The following is a 17,412-nucleotide window of genomic DNA, read 5'->3' as shown; positions in this document are numbered from 1 at the left end:
CGCCTTACTCAACAGATCTATACTCGCCATTACCAAGGAACCGGAATGGACGTATGGTGCTGCGCTGCAGAAAGACCTTGCAGACGTATTCCTGATTTAGCCTTAGGAAACGGACCACATTCCGACAGGAGTTAGCCTCATGACAACCGTGCTGATCGTTGACGATCACTCTACCGTTCGATTCGCGCTGCGCATGCTGCTTGAGCGCGAGCGCTTCAAAATTGTGGGTGAAGTCGACAACGGTAGCGAAGTGGCGCAGGTAGCACGCAACCTGCAACCCGATGTGGTAGTACTGGACATCGGGCTTCCTGGCCTGGACGGCATGGAAGTCATCAAGCGCCTGCAGCAGCTTGAACATGCCCCCAAGATCATGGTCTTGACCGGACAGGCATCGGAATTGTACGTACGCCGCTGCCTGGATGCAGGTATAGGCGCATTTGTCACCAAAGATGAAGATCTCGATGCCGTCGTCTTTGCGATGAAAGCCTTGGTCAAGGGCTACTCGACCTTCCCGCAGATGTCGGTGAACAGCAACACTCTGGACAGCGAGCAAGGGCGCCTGGGCAGCCTGTCGAATCGGGAGATGGAAGTGCTTCGGCGTCTGGCCCGTGGCGAGAACAACAAGAACATAGGCCATCGCATGAACCTCAGCGCCAAGACCATCAGCACCTACCGTGGCCGCATCATGGACAAGCTCAAGACAGAATCATTGGTAGAAATGGTTGATCTGGCCAAACGCAATAAGGTCAATTAGGCGCGTGATCGGCATGAAGTGCGTTCTGGTTGCACTGTTGCTGGCCATTGGCATGGCTGGCTCGGCGCTCGCCGCACCGGCAGATGTCGAAACGCGGCGGTTGTTGGCACGTGCTGTCAGCACCGCTTCGCCACTGCAACTCGATAGTCAGGACCGCCAATGGTTGCAACAGCGCAAAGTTCTGTTGCTGGGCAGCTCGCGCCCCGATTATCCACCGTTCGAGATCAACATCAGCCCGACCGACTATGAGGGCCTGAGCGCAGACTATGCCGGGCTTATCGCCGAACTTCTGGGGATACCGGTCGAGATCAGGCGCTTTCCCAGCCGCCATGCGGCGATCGCAGCCTTGCGCGACGGACAAATCGATTTGCTTGGCAGCTCCAACGGTTTCGAAGCGGCCGATGCCCAGCTGAGCCTGAGCCAGCCCTATGCTGACGATCTGCCAGTTATCGTTACCCGCGAAGGGCGCACCCTGAAAAACGACACAGACCTCACAGGCTTGCGCTTGGGCATGGTCGATCACTACCTGCCAAGCGAAACAGTCCGTTCGCTCTACCCCAAAGCACAGCTGAGCCTTTATCGCTCAACGCTGGCAGGGTTGGCGGCGGTGGAAACGGGAGAGGTGGACGCATACCTGGGCGACGCCATAAGCACCGATTTTCTTATTGGCAAAAGTTACCAGGGTACGGTGAAGATCGACCATTTCTGCCGTGGGCCAGCAGGCACCTTTTCCTTCGCCCTCGCCAATGACAACCCGCGCCTGCGTCGCCTGATCGACATGGCCCTGGCAAGGATCACAGAAAGCGAGCGTTTGAACATCCTGCGCCGTTGGACCAGTGGCAACACCAGCCTGTTGCTCGAACGCCATCTGTCAGCACTTACCGCTGAAGAACAAGCGTGGATAGACCAGAATCCCACTGTGAGTGTACTGGTCGACGCCGCACTTGCGCCGCTGACCTTCAACGATGCCCAGCAGCAGCCCAGCGGGATTACCATCGACCTGCTCAAGCAGATCACCCTACGCACCGGGCTGACATTCAAACTCATTGAGCGCAACGCCGTGCAGACCATGATCGAGCAAGTGGCACGTGGCGAGGCGCAAATGATCGGGGCTCTGGGTTATGGTGCGCAGCGCCAGACGCAACTGCGCTACACCCGCCCCTACCTCGTCAGCCCGAGGGTTCTGGTCACACGCAGCCAGGCGCCCTGGCCGCCACAGTCCAGAGGACTGGAAGGCCAACGTATCGCCCTGCTGCGTGGTTCACCCCTGCGAGCAGAAGTGCAACGCCAGCACCCCAAGGCGGTATTGGTGGAAGTGAACAACCCGCTAGGCTTGATGGAAGCAGTCGCCAACGGCAATGCTGACGTCGCCTACAGCAGCCATATCAACGCGAAGTACTACATTACTCATGTTTTCAAAGACCAGCTACGCATAGCCACTGTGCTGGGTGATGACCCGGCTACTGCGGCATTCGCCGTCGCCCCTGACCAGCCCCAGTTGCAGGCCATTCTCGACAAAGCCCTGTTGAGCATTCCTCCTGAAGAACTCGACCAACTGATCAATCGCTGGCGTATCAGCACGATGGTCAGCGACAGCCCATGGCGCAACTACCGTACACTGGCATTGCAGGTGCTGGTGCTCTCTGCGCTGCTGCTGGCCGGCGTGGTGTTCTGGAACAGCTACCTGCGCAAGCTGATAAATCAGCGTACCGACGCGCAGCGCGCATTACAGGCACAATTGGCCCTAAGCCGCGGCCTGCTGGAACAGTTGCGCCAGGCCAAGGACGATGCCGAACGGGCTAGCCATACCAAAAGCACCTTCCTCGCGACCATGAGCCACGAGATCCGCACCCCAATGAATGCGGTGATTGGCTTGCTCGAGCTGGCGCTGGAAGATAGCCGCAAGGGCCGCTGCGATACTCAAGCCCTGCAGACCGCGCATGATTCGGCCGTTGACCTGTTGGGGCTAATTGGCGACATCCTCGATATTTCCCGCATCGAATCCGGTCACATGACCCTGCAGCCAGAGGCCACCGACTTGGTCGAACTGGTCCGCAGCGCCCTGAGGGTTTTCGACGGCAATGCGCGAGTCAAGGGTCTGCGCCTGCACTGCTTGCTACCGGAAGGGCCCGTTTGGGTGTTGGCAGATGCCCTGAGGATCAAGCAAATCCTCTCCAACCTGTTGAGCAATGCGATCAAATTCACAGATCGGGGAGAGGTTCACGTTAGCCTGTCAGTCGAGCCGGTAACCGCCGGCAGCAGCGTGCAAGTCCAGTTGTGCGTGCGCGACACAGGTATCGGCATTGGCTCGGCAGACCAGGCTCGTCTGTTCAGCGCCTTTGCCCAGGCTGACGGCCCGCGGGCGCGGCAGGGCGCTGGGCTGGGTCTGGTGATCAGCCGCACCCTTGCCAATCTGATGGGCGGCGCCCTTAACCTGCAAAGCGTCGAAGGCGTAGGCACCAAGGTATCGGTCGAGCTGCAACTGCCGACGTGCCATGCACCGACGCCTGTCGAGCACGCCGCACCTAGCCAGGGCGGTGAAAGCGGCCCTCTGAACATTCTGGTGGTGGATGATTACCCGGCTAACCTGCTGCTGCTGGAGAAACAGCTGAATACCTTGGGCCATCGGGTGACGTTGGCCGAAAATGGCCAAGCGGCGCTGGCCCTCTGGCAGGCTGAACGCTTCGACCTGGTAATCACCGACTGCAGCATGCCGATAATGGACGGCCACCAATTGGCACGCAGCATTCGCATGCAGGAGCATGAAATGGCTTTGCCTGCCTGCACGATCCTCGGGATCACCGCCAACGCCCAGACTCAAGAACATGAACGTTGCCTTGCCAGCGGCATGGACGACTGCCTGTTCAAACCGGTCGGCCTCAGTGCCCTCAAAGCCCATTTGCCGCAGGGTCAAGCCACGTCGATTACACCGCAACCGAAGACCAGCGGTCTTAACTTGAACGAGTTGCACCACCTGACCCAGAACGATGATCAGCTTGTCCGCCGCCTGCTTCAACAGCTTTCGCAAAGCGCAAGCGAAGACCTGGCGGCGCTGCGCGGCCTGGGCAGTCAACCTGACAGCGATGCGGTGCGCGCCGTCGTACACCGAATCAAAGGTGGCGCCAAGATGCTCAAGGTGCGCGGCGTGGTCAAGGATTGCGAAGCCATCGAACAGGCCCAGGCGCGAGGTGTGCCAACCGACGTCCTGCGCCTGCAACTGGAAACCAGCCTGCAGACCCTGCAGCGCGAACTGTCCGACGCGCTCAGTGCAATTGCAACGTCGAATTGATCTGGCTGATTGCGTCGACCACATGGCGTGACCCCTGCTGGATCTCCATGATCACGGTCCCGGCCTCGTTAGCCAGGGCAACACCTCGTCCCGTGCGTGTCAGGCTCGATTGCATGCTGGCCACTGCCGTGAGCGAAAGATCATGGTTCTGCCGTACCACATCGACGATCTCCAAGGTCGCCTTGCTGGTCCGTGCGGCCAAGCTGCGCACTTCGTCAGCGACCACGGCGAAACCACGACCATGCTCACCGGCACGTGCCGCCTCGATCGCGGCATTTAAAGCCAGCAAGTTGGTCTGATCGGCGATGCCGCGAATGGTCAGGACAATCTGCCCGATCACGTCCGATTGTTTGCTGACGGCATCAATGCTACGCGCCGCATCATTGAGTTCCTCGGAAATCTGCTCGATGACTTGCACGGTTTGCTGTACCACCTCGGTACCCTTGCGTGCGCATGCATCAGTCTGTACCGAACTGGCATGGGCCGCTTCAGCGGCGCTTTGCTGCGTGCTGACCTGTGCGGTGATGTCGCTGGCGAATTTGACCACCTTGTACAACCGCCCTTTGCTGTCGAAGATCGGGTTGTATGAGGCCTCCAGATAGACTGTCTGGCCCAGCTTGTTGACGCGTTCGAAACGATGGGAATGATACTCACCACGGTTCAGCGAAGCCCAGAACTCGCGGTATGCGGAGGACTCCCGTTCATGCGCCAGGCAGAACAGGCCATGGTGGCGCCCCACCACCTCTTCCAGGCGGTAGCCCATTGTCGTCAGGAAGTTTTCGTTGGCCTTGATCACCCGCCCCTGCGGCGTGAACTCCACCACCGCCATGGAACGACCGATGGCCTTGAGCAGGCTTTCGCTCTCGTGTTCATCCTTGATCCGCTGACTGATATCGGAAGCCACCTTGATCACACTGATGACCTGCTGACGCTCATCGAGCACCGGCATGTAGCTGGCCTCTAGCCAGACTTCACGGCCGGCCTTGTCGATACGCTCGAACGTGCCGCTGATAGGCTTGCCCTCGCCCAACTCGCGCCACAGCTGCTGGTACTCGGCGCTTTTGCTGTAGGCAGGGTCGCAAAACAATCGATGGTGCTTGCCCCGCAACTCATCGACGCTGTAGCCCATTGCCAGGCAAAACTGCGCGTTGGCATCGATAATGGTGCCATCAGGGCCAAACTCGATCATCGCCATCGAGCGGCTGATCGCCGCGAGCTTTGCCTGGGTTTCTGCCAAAGCCTGGCGAGCGCGCTGAATCTCGAGCAAATCTGACTTGCGGTGGAAATCGAACATGGCGCCAGGGTCCTTTATGCGCAGGTTTTTCTGAGCATAGATCGGCGCCGAAAGCGTGCAAGCAAACTGCTATCACTTAGTGATTAGTGTATTCGTTCAGCCCACTATTGCCCCGTGCCTGCCCGCTCAGGAACTTTCCCGCACCATCAGTTCAAACCCCAGATCCTGCTGCTCGGTAGCCACTCTCTTGCCATCGAGCAATGCCAGCAGTGCCTGTGCCGCGCCCCGACCAACGGCGGCCCGCGGTGTGCGAATGGAGGTCAGACGCGGGACCATGTGCGCCGAAGCCGGCAGGTCATTGAACCCAACCATGGCCACTCTGCCCGGAACCTCGATACCCTGGCGCAAGGCCTGCAGCACAGCACCTTGGGCGAGGTCATCGTTGCAGAAAAAAATGCCATCCACATCCGGTGCCTGCGCCAGCAACTGGCTGAACAGTTCGCTGCCCAGTGCAATGGACGAAGGCTGCGGCGACAGCACCTCCAGTTCGGTTGCGTGCATGCCGGCTTCAGCCAGCGCCTGGCGGAACCCTTCGGCACGCTGCATCACCCGTGGGTCAAGTTGCGCGGCGATGAACGCCAGGCGCCGGCGGCCTCGCTCCAGCAGGTGCCGGGCAGCAGCCCGACCAGCCTGCTGCTGGGAAAAACCTACCGACAACATGCCAGGCGCGCCACCCAGTTCCATCATGTGCACGCAGGGCACACCGCTGGCAACCAGCATCTGCCGAGAAGCCTCGCTACGCTCGAAACCGGTTAGCAGGATGCCGCACGGCTGGTACGCCAGGTAATTGCGGATCAGATTTTCTTCTTCGTCGATATCGTAGTGATAGTTGCCGATCAGTACCTCGAGCCCGCGGGGGCGCATCACCTCGTGAATGGCCTCCAGAGTGTCGATGAACAGCTGATTGGACAACGACGGAATCAGCACAACCACCGACTGGCTACGCGCAGAAGCCAACGCCCGGGCAGCGGGGTTGGCGATATAGCCAAGGCTCGCTGCTGCGGCCACCACTTTTTCCACCAGCGCCGGAGCCACGGTGCTGACACCGCGCAAGGCGCGGGAGGCGGTAATGGGGGAAACCCCGGAAAGCCTGGCCACTTCTGCCAGAGTGGGTCGACCGGTAGTGCGGGAGCCTGATCGCGACATGAGTGTTGTAATTTTACTACTTGCCAAGGAAGGGGAACGGCCACTAAGGTAGCGCTGTCTCAGGACGCAGGCAACGTAATCTTTGGTGGTGGCCACTACACGCCTTCTGCCAAGCGTCCATACTGCGTAACGATAAGATCAACAACACCGGGGAGTTAGTGTTTCGTCAGCAACGAGACAGCGCTATCTCACCCCGCAGGAGGTACTGATGAATTCTTCCCTGTCCGCCATCGTGGTGATGGGCGTGGCCGGTTGCGGCAAAAGCTGCGTCGGCGCTGCCATTGCCGCCAAAAGCGGTGGCCGCCTGATCGAAGGCGACGCGTTCCACCCTGCCGAAAACATCCGCAAGATGAGCGCGGGCACACCACTGAACGACGACGACCGCGCCGGCTGGCTGGTGCGCCTGGGCCAAGAGTTGCAAGCCACGGTCCAGGCGGGCGAACGTCCGATCCTCACCTGCTCCGCACTCAAGCGCCGTTACCGCGATACCTTGCGCCAGGCCATGCCGGAACTGGTATTCGTGTTTCTTGAACTCACCCCTGCCGAAGCCGAGAAGCGCGTACTCGCTCGCCCTGGCCATTTCATGCCGGCGAGCCTGATCGATAGCCAGTTCGCCGCCCTTGAGCCCCCCCATGGCGAGCCTCTGACCCTGCCCCTTGATGCCACGCAGCCAATAGATGCGCTGGCCGAAACGGTAGATGCCTGGCTAAAGCCCTGCGGTGAGCGGAACCTGGCGCGGACCGCTTGAAATTGGCGGTTTTTCCGGCTCACCAAAGACAGCGCTGTCCCGACGCCTGAAAGCGTTGATAGTTCAATTTCAAGCAACGCCAAAAACAACGATAAGACCGAGGCATTAAAACCATGTTCGGACTGGCTACAGATACCTTCCTGCTGCTCGACGCCCTGGTAACCATCGTCGGGCTGATCCTGCTGATCACCCATTTCAAAGTCCACCCCTTCGTCGCCCTGACCATCGCCGCCGGTTTCCTCGGCCTGACTTCCGGTATGCCGGTTGCCAAGGTCATGAAGTCCTTCCAGGATGGCTTCGGCGGCGTACTAGGCTTTGTCGGCATCGTCCTCGCCCTGGGTACGATGCTCGGCAAGCTGATGGCCGACTCCGGTGGCGCCGACCAGATTGCGCAAACCCTCATTCGCGCCTTCGGCAAGAAGAACGTGCATTGGGCCATGATGTTTGCCGCGTTCCTGGTCGGCATCCCGCTGTTCTTCGAAATCGGCTTCGTACTGCTGATTCCGCTGGTGTTCATCGTCGCCAGACGCTCGGGTGTATCGCTGATCAAGATCGGTATTCCGCTGCTGGCGGGGCTTTCGGTGGTGCACGGCCTGGTGCCGCCACATCCCGGCCCACTGCTGGCGATCGGCATTTTCAACGCCGACATCGGCAAGACCATCTTCTACGGTTTACTCGTAGCACTGCCCACTGCAATCATCGCCGGCCCGCTGTACGGTAACTTCATTTCCCGCTACATCCCGGGCAATCCGTCACAGGAGCTGATGGACCAGATCGCCAAGGAGTCCGATCAGGGTAACCTGCCGAGCTTTACCGTCACTCTGGTCACCGTGCTGCTGCCGGTTGTGCTGATGTTGCTCAAGACATTCGCTGACGTCGTGCTGCCGGCCGAGCACATCGTTCGCCAGTGGATGGACCTGATCGGCCACCCGATTACCGCCCTGCTCGCTGCCCTGCTGCTGGCCTTCTACACCTTCGGCTCGGCGCGCGGCTTCAACCGTCAGCAGATCATGAAGATGCTCGACCAGAGCCTGGCGCCGACAGCTGCCATCGTGCTGATCGTCGGTGCAGGCGGCGGTTTCAAGCAGATGCTGGTCGATACCGGGGTCGGCAACGTGATCGGCCAGATGGCAGTACAGGCAGAAATTTCACCGATCATGCTGGCCTGGCTGGTGGCTGCGGTCATCCGCATCGCCACGGGGTCGGCGACGGTCGCCACCATCACCGGCGCAGGCATCGTTGCGCCGGTGATCGACCTGGTGCCCGGCGTCAACCGTGAACTGCTGGTGTTGGCCACCGGCGCCGGTTCGCTCATTCTGTCCCATGTCAACGACGCCGGCTTCTGGCTGGTCAAACAGTACTTCAACATGACCGTGGCCGAGACCTTCAAGACCTGGAGCATGATGGAGACCATCCTGTCGGTGGTCGGCATCATCTTCATCATGATGCTATCAACGGTGGTGTGACCGCTTATCGGGGTGATGGCACCTTGGCGTTTTGGGTAGGGCCCAACAGAAGTACGTGCCCTACCTTCGCAAAGGAGCCTGCCCATGATGCGCACAAGCCTGTTACTCGCTGCCCTGCTCGCCTCCCCCTTGGCCTTGGCGGTCGGCACCGGGCCGACCCATCCGGATGATCCGCACAACCCGGCACCACAGCCGGGCGTGGACAGCACCCTCAACCCGATCGAGGAGCCAATGCCACGGGATACCGACCCGCGAATACAGGGCAGCGGCCCTGAAAGCCCGCCCGCCCGGCAGAATGACAATCGTGATTTGCCCGGGATGGAGGGCAGTGGGTCGGAAGGCACGGGTGGCCAAGGTGGTAACGGATCGGACGGCGGTCAGCGCTGAGCGGTACAGCCCTCTTCGCGGGCTTGCCCCGTGAAGAGGGCTGAATTGGCAACGCAGGAACGCCGCTTCGAACCGCTCACCACTGGCGCTTTTCAGGCCGTGTAAGCCCCAGCTTTTCTATCTTGTAACGCAGCATATCCCGCGACAGCCCCAGCATCCGCGCCGACTTGGTCACGTTCCAATCTGTACGGTCCAGCGTCCTGCACACCAAATCCCGTTCCATGTCCGGCAAGCTGGTTCCGGGTTCAGGCTCATGCCGCGGCATTTCGTATACCGTGGCCGTAGGCTGCGCGAGGGGTTCGTCGACCAAGGCCAGGCACAGATTCAGCTGGTGCGCCTGCACCACTTCATTCGGTGCCAGCAGCACCGTCTGCTCCAGCATGTTGCGCAACTCGCGCACGTTGCCCGGCCAGCTGTAACCGAGCATCAAGTTCTCCGCCTCAGTGCTGAAGCGCAGGTTCGGTTTGCCGTAACGACGCCCGTGATGGGCCAGGAAATGCCGCGCCAACAGCAGGATGTCCTGCCCTCGCGCGTGCAACCGCGGTACCTTCAGGGCGATGATGCGCAGCCGGAAGAACAGGTCCCGGCGAAACTTGCCCTGTTGCACCATCTGTTCCAGGTTGCAGTTGGTGGCGCTGATCACCCGCAGGTCAACCTTGCGCTCCTTGACCGCACCTATGCGGCGGATACTGCGATCCTCCAGCAGTTTCAGCAGCTTGGCCTGTAGCACCAGGTCCATTTCGCCGATCTCATCGAGGAACAGTGTGCCGCCGTCCGCGGCCTCCACCAGCCCCACGCGACGTTCCTTGGCGTCGGTGAAGGCACCCTTCTCATGGCCAAACAGCTCAGCCTCCAGCAGATTGGCCGGGATCGAGGCACAGTTGAACTCGATGAACGGGCCCTTGCTGCGCGAGCCGTCGAAATGCAGGGCACGCGCAACCAGTTCCTTGCCGGTACCCGTCTCGCCTTCGACCAGCACCGGCGGCAGGTCGTCATTGGCCATGCGGCGTTCAGCATCGAGCACCTGGCGCAGCGTGTGCTTGAGGGTGAGCATCACCGGCGAGTCACCAATCAGCGCCTGCAGCCCGGACTTCTGCGCCTCACGCTCCTGGTAGAACGACAGCGTGCGCTCCATCCGTTCGGTGGCCAAAGCCTTTTCCAGTGTCAGTTTGAGCTCGGCCAGCACCACAGGCTTGGTCAGGTAATGGAAAGCCCCCTCTTTCATCGCTTGTACGGCATCCTCAACGTTACCGTAGCCGGTCATCATGATTACCTTGAGCTCCGGCATCTGCGCCACCAGCGTGCGCAGCAGGTCATGCCCATTCATGCCAGGCAGCGAGTTGTCGGTGAGTACCGCGTCGGGCTGGAACCGCTTGATCTGCTCCAGCGCAAGCTCCGCACTGTTACACACCGTCACTTCGAAGCCCTTCAGGTTCAAATAGGTGCGAATGTTGTTGCCAAGGATTTCATCATCCTCGACTACCAGGATGCTGTGCTCCATGTTCCCCTCCCGCTGCGATATTGAAAGTGAGGCTTACGCGGGTTCCTTCCTCTTCACGGCTGCTCAGGCTGACCGAGCCGCCAAAACGTTCCATGATGCGCTGAACCAGCGCCAGGCCTACACCGAGGCCGCCCTGCTTGGTGGTGAAAAACGGTTTGAAGACCATGCGTTGCTGCTGCCTGGTCATGCCCTTGCCTGTGTCACTTAGCAGCAAAGCAGCGCGCTGACCCTCCTGTATGCAGACCATGGCACGCAACTCGCCACCCATTGGCATGGCTTCGATGGCATTGGAAAACAGACTGTTGAGGATCTGCGTCAATTGCAAAGGCTGGCTGGCTACCCACTGCGTCTGGGGCCCGTCGAAGGAAAAGCGGATGCCGTTACGCTCGATCTGCTGGGCGAACGCCAGGCGGGTATCCTTGATGGCGGCTACCAGGTCAACGGCCTCGGGCATATCACTGGTCGGGCGTAGTGACACCAGCAGTTCGCGCACCCAACGCGACATGCGGTCCACCTGGCTGATGATGTCGACGATGTTCTGCTGGGCCTGCGGATTGGCGATTTCCTGTGCCAGCTCTGCGCTGGAGCGGATATTGGCCAATGGGTTGCGCAGGCTGTGGGCCACCGCCGAGGACATCTCGCCAAGGGCAACATAGGTTTCACTCGCCACCAGCCGATCCTGTTGCTGGTGCAGCATCGACGCTGCGCGACGCACGATCCAGAACAGGCCAAAGTAGATCAACGCCCCGCCCACCAGGGTCGAGGCCCAGATCAGCACATAACCGCGCTGAATCCGTCGAATGAGGTCCTGTGGCTCTTTGTAGATCTCGACCATAGACAGCACCTGCTCACCTTGGCTGTCGAACAGGGGGATGTAGTTTTCGATGAACAGGTAATTGGGCTCACGCTCGAACTTCTGCTCCTCGCGGTGCTCTTCGACTTTGTGGTAGCTGGCAGACACCGCCTTGCGCGAGCGGAAGGCGTGGTCCAGGTCGCCATCGGCCTCGATGCGCTTGCCGACCAGCTCGGGGTTGGTTGACCAGACGATGGTGCGGTCACGGGCATAGACATTGGCCAGCAGCGTATCGGGAAGATGCTCGACATGATCGAGGAACTCGACCCGCGTCGCCATGGCCAGCTGCGGGCTCACCTGCAGATGCAACTGGTCCAGGCGCGGATCGAGCAGTTCTCCCATGGTGGTGCCAGGTGGCAACTGCGAATGACGCACCTCGGCTTGGGCCATGGCCTGGATGAACTGGGCGGTGAGCATGGCATCGCGCTCCACGCTGTCACGTACCACGAAGCGGGTCGATACATAGCCCAGACCACCTGCCACCGACGTGATGATCAGCAAGCTGATCACGGAAAACCAGCGCAGCAGATTGAATTCGCGAAGGGGCGTAGCCAGACCACTGCCGGGCTGGGCGACGAGCTTGTCGGGAACATCGGTTTCCAGCGTCTGCATCGCGAGGTTCCCGCGCAAGGATTCCGTTCAGAAGGCTGTCACTAATTGCCGTGCGTAGCTAACTGATAGCACTTCGCCACGCCGGCCGCAGCCGCCATTTATCGCCTATCTCTTCTTGCAAAAAGTCAGCCACGGATGTCTTGTGAAACTAGCTTGAGGATAATCAACCGGTTAGCAACATAACCTAATCTTTAATCTAGAATAGATCCCCAGTTTCGGGGAATTTGCACCCAATAATAGGATTTACTTTAAAAACAATAGCTTATCGTCTGTTTCTAGATTTCTATGAAGGTTGTGCAAGCCGAAAATTGAGTGAAACCTGAGTGCCGAGGCCTTCGCGGCTACTCAACCGAACCGATCCACCGAAACGCTCCATGATCCGTCTGACCAATACCAGCCCGACCCCTAGCCCGCCTTGTTTGGTTGTGAAGAAGGGTTTGAACGCCATGCGCTGTTGCTGTTCATTCATGCCTTTTCCGGTGTCGGCCAGGCGCAGGGTCACGCTGCGCCTATCCTTCTTCACCACCTCGACACGCAGCCGCCCACCCTGCTCCATAGACTCCAGAGCGTTGGCGATCAGGCTGTTGAAAATCTGCCCGAGCAATTCTGGCTGTCCCAGCACCTGCAGTGCCGGAAGCGGCTTCAGGTCCAGGGTCACGCCACTGCGTGCCAGCGGTATGGCAAAGGTCTGCAAGCTGTCCTGCAGGACTTGGGGCAGATCCACCGGTATCGCCTTGTCATCCAGTGGTCGCAGCGACTGCAGCAACTGGCGGATCCACTGCGACATGCGGTCGACCTGGCTGATGATCTCGTTGATATTGCGCTGCGCCGGCCCTTCGTCGTAAACCTGAGCCAGCTCGGCGCTGGAGCGGATACTGGCCAGCGGATTACGCAGGCTGTGGGCCACGGCCGAGGACACCTCACCAAGGGCCACGTAGGTTTCATTGCTGATCAGCCGCTTCTGCTGTACCGCCATTAACCGGGCGGCGCGGCGCATGATGCCATACAGGCCGATGTAGACCACCGCGGCGCCCACCGTGGTCGCCAGCCAGATGAGGACAAGGCCATGTTCGATGCGCACGATCAGGTCATGGGGTTCCTTGTATATCTCCACCATTGCCACGACGTGCTTGCCATCTGCGTCGAACAGCGGAATGTAGTTCTCGATGAACAACTGCTCAGGTGGGGTCACGAACTTCTGCTCGGAGCGGGCTTCTTCGAAGCCGTGGTAACTGGCCGATACCCGCATCTTGTGCTCGAACGCCCGATCCAGGTCGTCATCGCCCTGAATCAGCTTGCCCGTCAGCGCCGGATTGCTCGACCAGATCACCGTGCGGTCCGGGGCGTAGATGTTGGCCAGCAGCATGTCTGGCAAGTGTGCGATGTGGTCGAGGAATTCGCCGCGGGCCTTGCGCCGCGCCACGGGGTCAACGCCTGGCAAAGGATCCAGGTCCGTACGCGGGTCCAATAGTTCTCCCATGGTGCGCACATTGGGGATCGCCACATGTCGTACTTCAGCGTCGGCGATCGAGGTAATGAACTGCGCGGTAAGCAGCGCGTCACGCTCGACGCTTTCGTCGATGATGAAACGGCTGGATATCAACCCCAGACCGGCGGCCACCGAGAGGATGATGGCCAAGCTGACCCAGGCGTACCAACGCAGGAGGTTGAACGGCTTGCGCGGTGTGCCAGCGTCAGGGCTGGCGGGTGACTCGAGTGGGTCGGAACGGGAGGCGATGTCCATGGCGGCTACCACTGCTGAGCACCTTTGAAAGGTTATAGCCCAGAGTTGGGGAACCCATGACATTGATTTTCGCAAGGCCGATGCAAGGCTGCCTGCCGTCAGGTGCTCATCACAACGGCGTGTCCGCTGCCAGCCCCTGTAACTTGCGGTATTCGCGCAGCACATTGGGCACATACCGCCGGGTTTCGGCGAAGGGTGGCACCGCGCCGCGGCGCCGTACGGCCTCCGGGCCGGCATTGTAGGCGGCCACGGCCAGGGTGATGTCGTTGTCGAACAGGTTCAGCATGCGCTTTAGGTAGCGAGCTCCACCCTGCACGTTATCCTCCGGATCAAGCACATCTTCAACACCCATTTCCTTCGCCGTACCCGGCATCAGCTGCATGAGCCCAAGCGCCCCGGCAGCCGAGCGAGCCTTTGGGTTGTACCCCGATTCTGCCTTGATCAGCGCATGCAGCAATGCCTGCGGAACGTTGTGCATGCGCGCCGCCGCTGCCACCAAGTCGGCGTAGGGGCGCCCGGTGATCAATTGCGCATTGGCCGGGCCGGCCTGTGCAACGGGTTCGCGAATTACCCGTTCGTAGTTGCGCCCGGGCCGGTGGACGTTGGTCAGCACGTAACCGCCCTTGCCATCGATGGCAATGTACACATCAGCCTGGGCGGTAGCCCCTGCCAGCCAGATCAGTCCCAGGATAATTCCACGCATGTCGGTCGCCTCCCCGCCGTGCCCCCCGATATGGGGGAAATACCCCGGAAAACCCGGGCTTTTCTGCTACGACGCAAGCAATGTGCCGCTTGCCATGGCCCATGGCGCAAGGCCCCGAGGCAGACGTGCACGGCTGTTGCATGGCGGATGAAAACCTGAAAAGGCATGTCCCCATGCAGGAGGGCTTCACCATGCAGCGCAAACCCAATCGCCAACGTGGCTTCACCCTGCTCGAACTTCTGGTGGTCCTGGTGGTGCTCGGCTTATTGGCCGGTATCGTCGCGCCCAAGTACTTCAGCCAGCTGGGCCGCTCCGAGGCCAAGGTGGCACGGGCGCAGATCGAAGGGCTGGGCAAGGCCTTGGACCTCTATCGCCTGGAAGTCGGCCACTATCCCAACAGTGAGCAGGGCTTGCAGGCGCTGGTTGCCGCCCCGAGCGGCGAGGCCCGCTGGTCAGGCCCTTACCTGCAGAAAGCAATTCCACAGGACCCGTGGGGCCGTGCCTACATCTACCGCCAACCAGGCGAAAACGGCGGCGAGTACGACTTGCTGTCCATGGGCAAGGACGGCCAACCCGGGGGCGACGGTGAAAACGCCGAAATTACCAGTTGGCAATGAGGAACAAGACCATGCGCTACAGCCTCAAGGCCCTGGGTAGAGAGGGCGTGGTTCAATTGCACATCGATGCCGAGGATGCCGAGCAGGCTCGGCGCAAGGTGGAAGACCAAGGCCTGCGTGTCGTCAGCGTACGCAGTCAAGGCCGCGCTCTGTTCGGTGTGCCCTGGCGACGCCAGGTCGCCTTTGACCTGTTGCTCTTCAGTCAGGAACTGACCACGCTGCTGCATGCCGGCCTACCCTTGATCGATGCCCTGGAAAGCCTTGCGGAAAAAGCCCCTACCGCGGCAACCCGTAAAGTGCTGGCAGCGCTGGTTGGCCAGTTGTACGAAGGCCGCTCGCTGTCCCAGGCCCTGGCCCAGCAGCCGCGGATATTCCCGCCGTTGTACGTGGCGTTGGTACAGTCCAGCGAGCGCACCGGGGCGCTGGGAGACGCCCTGCACCGCTATATCGGATACCGGCAGCGCTTGGACCTGGTCCGGCAAAAACTGGTGGGGGCTTCGGTCTACCCGCTGCTACTGCTACTGGTAGGCGGTGGCGTCGTGCTGTTCCTGCTCGGCTACGTGGTACCACGCTTCAGTCTGGTCTTCGAGGGTATGGGCAGCGAACTGCCCTGGCTCTCGCGCATGCTGATGCAGATCGGCCTGTTCTTGCATGCTCAGCAACTGCCCTTGGCCCTGGCCACAGCAAGTGGCATCGGTGCCTTGGTGCTGCTGCGGCGCAACCCCGTTCTGCGGCGCTGGGTGTCACGCCAGATTCGGCGAATGCCAGCCTTGCATCAGCGCCTGATGATGTATGAACTTGCGCGCTTCTACCGCTCGCTGGGCATTCTGCTGCAAGGCGGCATACCTATCCTGACGGCCATGGGCATGGCCCGCGGGCTGCTGGGAAGCGCTGCAGCGCAAGGCCTGGAGCAGGCTTGCCGCGGGGTGGGTGAAGGGCTGCCATTGTCGCAAGCGCTGGAAGCCGGACAGTTGGTCACGCCTGTGTCGCTACGCCTGCTGCGGGCGGGCGAGCAATCGGGGAATCTGGGCGAGATGCTTGAACGGTGCGCAGATTTTCATGACCAGGAGATAGGGCGCTGGGTGGAGTGGTTCGTGAAGCTGTTTGAACCGCTGCTGATGACCTTCATCGGGTTGCTTATCGGGGTGATCGTTATTCTGATGTACATGCCGATCTTCGAGCTGGCGTCGAGTATCCACTAGCCGTCACCCACAGCTATGACAACCTGCTTGCCGACGATCAACGTCGAGGCCGGTACCATCTGACACGGTGCCGGCCTGATGGATGAACCCGCTCGCTCAATAGTCGAACCGGTCCACCGCCTGCCGCCGCTCATTGTCATCGCGCCGGTCATAGCTGGCAGTGGTCTGGATGTTGGCGTGATGCGCCAGCTTCTGCGCAATCGACAGGTCGTGCTCTTCGATCACCCGGGTGATGAACGCACGGCGAAAATCATGCGGCATGATCTTCACCCCCACCTGTGCCCCCCGCTGACGGGCGATGTAGTAGATCGCATGCTTGGTGATGCGCGCGCGGGTAATGTGGTTGCCACGGCGGATGCGATTGAACAGGAAGGGGTCGTCTGACGCGCCCTCTGGCAGCGACTGCCGACGCAGTTCAAGCCAGGCCTGCAATTTTGCGAAGGCCCAGGGCGGTGCATACTTGATCAGTTGCCGGTTACCTTTGCCCAGCACCTGCAGGCTGCGCGCCTCGAAGTCGACTTGCTCCAGGTCGATGTCCACCGACTCCGATTTGCGCATGCCGGTGCCATAAAGCAGCGCTATGATCGCCGCATCACGGATGCCCTGCGGGCGCGGATCAGCCGCGCACACATCCATCAGTTCGCGAATCAGGCTACGGCGCAGGTTGCGCCCCGGCGGCAGGCGGCTACCGGTTGTCGGCTTGACTTCACGGATACGCAGCAACTGCTCATGATCGATCAGGCCCTGGCGCCAGGCTTCATTCATCACGCCACGAATTGCGTTGACATAAAGCGACGAACTGTTGGGCGCGTAGCCATCGGTACGCAGTGCTGCAACCAGGCCGATCACATGTCCCGGCTCAAGCTTGTGCCATGGCACATCGACGAGGTTGCAATCAATGAAACCCAGCCGGTCGGCAGCGTCCTGCAAGATGTAGCGCATGGTTTGCTGGCTGGAAGGCGCCAGCCTGGCGAGGTACTGCAGCAGTGGATTTTGCGAAAGGTCGGACAAAACGTGAATCCTGTAGCGAAGCCCGGAGCGCCATAAGGCACTCCAGGCGTAAAGCGGCCTGCGTCATTTCCTTGAACTTCAGAGA

The 17,412-nt window shown here is 60.5% G+C and carries 13 protein-coding genes and 2 pseudogenes; 7 read left to right on the top strand and 8 right to left on the bottom strand.

Annotation, left to right across the window (positions count from 1 at the left end; genetic code table 11):
• The first annotated feature begins 139 nt into the window (after positions 1 to 139).
• A complete protein-coding gene (locus tag ACW4TB_RS07960; RefSeq protein ID WP_012314631.1) occupies positions 140 to 754 on the top strand; it encodes a response regulator transcription factor in 615 nt (204 codons plus the stop codon).
• A gap of 13 nt (positions 755 to 767) precedes the next feature.
• Complete coding sequence (locus ACW4TB_RS07955; RefSeq protein ID WP_254465844.1) at positions 768 to 4,043, top strand: transporter substrate-binding domain-containing protein; 3,276 nt, start codon at positions 768 to 770, stop codon at positions 4,041 to 4,043.
• On the opposite strand, the pseudogene ACW4TB_RS07950 reads toward ACW4TB_RS07955, so the two are convergent.
• From ACW4TB_RS07950 to gntR, 3 genes and pseudogenes are all read right to left on the bottom strand, one after another.
• Positions 4,018 to 4,449 (bottom strand): annotated as a pseudogene (locus ACW4TB_RS07950) (methyl-accepting chemotaxis protein); the annotation flags it as partial. The gene ACW4TB_RS07955 and the pseudogene ACW4TB_RS07950 sit on opposite strands and share 26 nt — an antisense overlap.
• A gap of 105 nt (positions 4,450 to 4,554) precedes the next feature.
• Positions 4,555 to 5,337, bottom strand: a pseudogene (locus ACW4TB_RS07945) (PAS domain-containing protein); the annotation flags it as partial.
• Positions 5,338 to 5,463: 126 nt separating this feature from the next.
• Entirely contained in the window at positions 5,464 to 6,483 is a 1,020-nt protein-coding gene (gene gntR / locus ACW4TB_RS07940; protein ID WP_012314634.1) for an HTH-type transcriptional regulator GntR, read from the bottom strand.
• A gap of 208 nt (positions 6,484 to 6,691) precedes the next feature.
• Between gntR and ACW4TB_RS07935 the strand changes: the two genes are divergently transcribed.
• From ACW4TB_RS07935 to ACW4TB_RS07925, 3 genes are all read left to right on the top strand, one after another.
• Positions 6,692 to 7,231 (top strand): gluconokinase, encoded by a 540-nt coding sequence (locus tag ACW4TB_RS07935; protein WP_012314635.1) that lies wholly within the window; start codon positions 6,692 to 6,694, stop codon positions 7,229 to 7,231.
• 113 nt (positions 7,232 to 7,344) lie between these two features.
• Positions 7,345 to 8,697, top strand: a complete 1,353-nt coding sequence (locus tag ACW4TB_RS07930) for a GntP family permease (RefSeq protein WP_012314636.1) — start codon at positions 7,345 to 7,347, stop codon at positions 8,695 to 8,697.
• 84 nt (positions 8,698 to 8,781) lie between these two features.
• The gene (locus ACW4TB_RS07925; RefSeq protein ID WP_012314637.1) at positions 8,782 to 9,084 is read left to right on the top strand and encodes a hypothetical protein; all 303 of its coding nucleotides are present in this window, start codon (positions 8,782 to 8,784) and stop codon (positions 9,082 to 9,084) included.
• A gap of 76 nt (positions 9,085 to 9,160) precedes the next feature.
• Here the strand turns inward: ACW4TB_RS07925 and ACW4TB_RS07920 are convergent, their stop codons facing one another.
• The 4 genes from ACW4TB_RS07920 to ACW4TB_RS07905 all read right to left on the bottom strand — a co-directional run bounded on the left by ACW4TB_RS07920 (position 9,161) and on the right by ACW4TB_RS07905 (position 14,497).
• Complete coding sequence (locus ACW4TB_RS07920; RefSeq protein WP_012314638.1) at positions 9,161 to 10,585, bottom strand: sigma-54-dependent transcriptional regulator; 1,425 nt, start codon at positions 10,583 to 10,585, stop codon at positions 9,161 to 9,163.
• Entirely contained in the window at positions 10,554 to 12,050 is a 1,497-nt protein-coding gene (locus ACW4TB_RS07915; protein WP_012314639.1) for a sensor histidine kinase, read from the bottom strand. The genes ACW4TB_RS07920 and ACW4TB_RS07915 overlap by 32 nt, the downstream gene beginning before the upstream one ends.
• 283 nt (positions 12,051 to 12,333) lie before the next feature.
• Positions 12,334 to 13,794: a sensor histidine kinase gene (locus tag ACW4TB_RS07910; protein WP_012314640.1), complete on the bottom strand. Its 1,461-nt coding sequence runs from the start codon at positions 13,792 to 13,794 to the stop codon at positions 12,334 to 12,336.
• Between the two features lie 109 nt (positions 13,795 to 13,903).
• Entirely contained in the window at positions 13,904 to 14,497 is a 594-nt protein-coding gene (locus ACW4TB_RS07905; RefSeq protein WP_012314641.1) for a lytic transglycosylase domain-containing protein, read from the bottom strand.
• A 191-nt stretch (positions 14,498 to 14,688) separates the two neighbouring features.
• Between ACW4TB_RS07905 and gspG the strand changes: the two genes are divergently transcribed.
• Both gspG and ACW4TB_RS07895 read left to right on the top strand, forming a co-directional pair.
• Positions 14,689 to 15,114, top strand: coding sequence for a type II secretion system major pseudopilin GspG (gspG, locus tag ACW4TB_RS07900; RefSeq protein ID WP_012314642.1), 426 nt, complete (start codon positions 14,689 to 14,691; stop codon positions 15,112 to 15,114).
• A gap of 11 nt (positions 15,115 to 15,125) precedes the next feature.
• Entirely contained in the window at positions 15,126 to 16,316 is a 1,191-nt protein-coding gene (locus ACW4TB_RS07895) for a type II secretion system F family protein (RefSeq protein ID WP_254465849.1), read from the top strand.
• Between the two features lie 96 nt (positions 16,317 to 16,412).
• On the opposite strand, the gene ACW4TB_RS07890 is transcribed toward ACW4TB_RS07895, so the two are convergent.
• Positions 16,413 to 17,327, bottom strand: coding sequence for a site-specific integrase (locus tag ACW4TB_RS07890; RefSeq protein ID WP_279931205.1), 915 nt, complete (start codon positions 17,325 to 17,327; stop codon positions 16,413 to 16,415).
• Positions 17,328 to 17,412: the final 85 nt, after the last annotated feature.

The sequence above is a fragment of the Lelliottia jeotgali genome, assembly GCF_977070485.1.
Note: the sequence above shows the minus strand (reverse complement) of the source record. Positions and strands in the feature narration are given on the sequence as shown.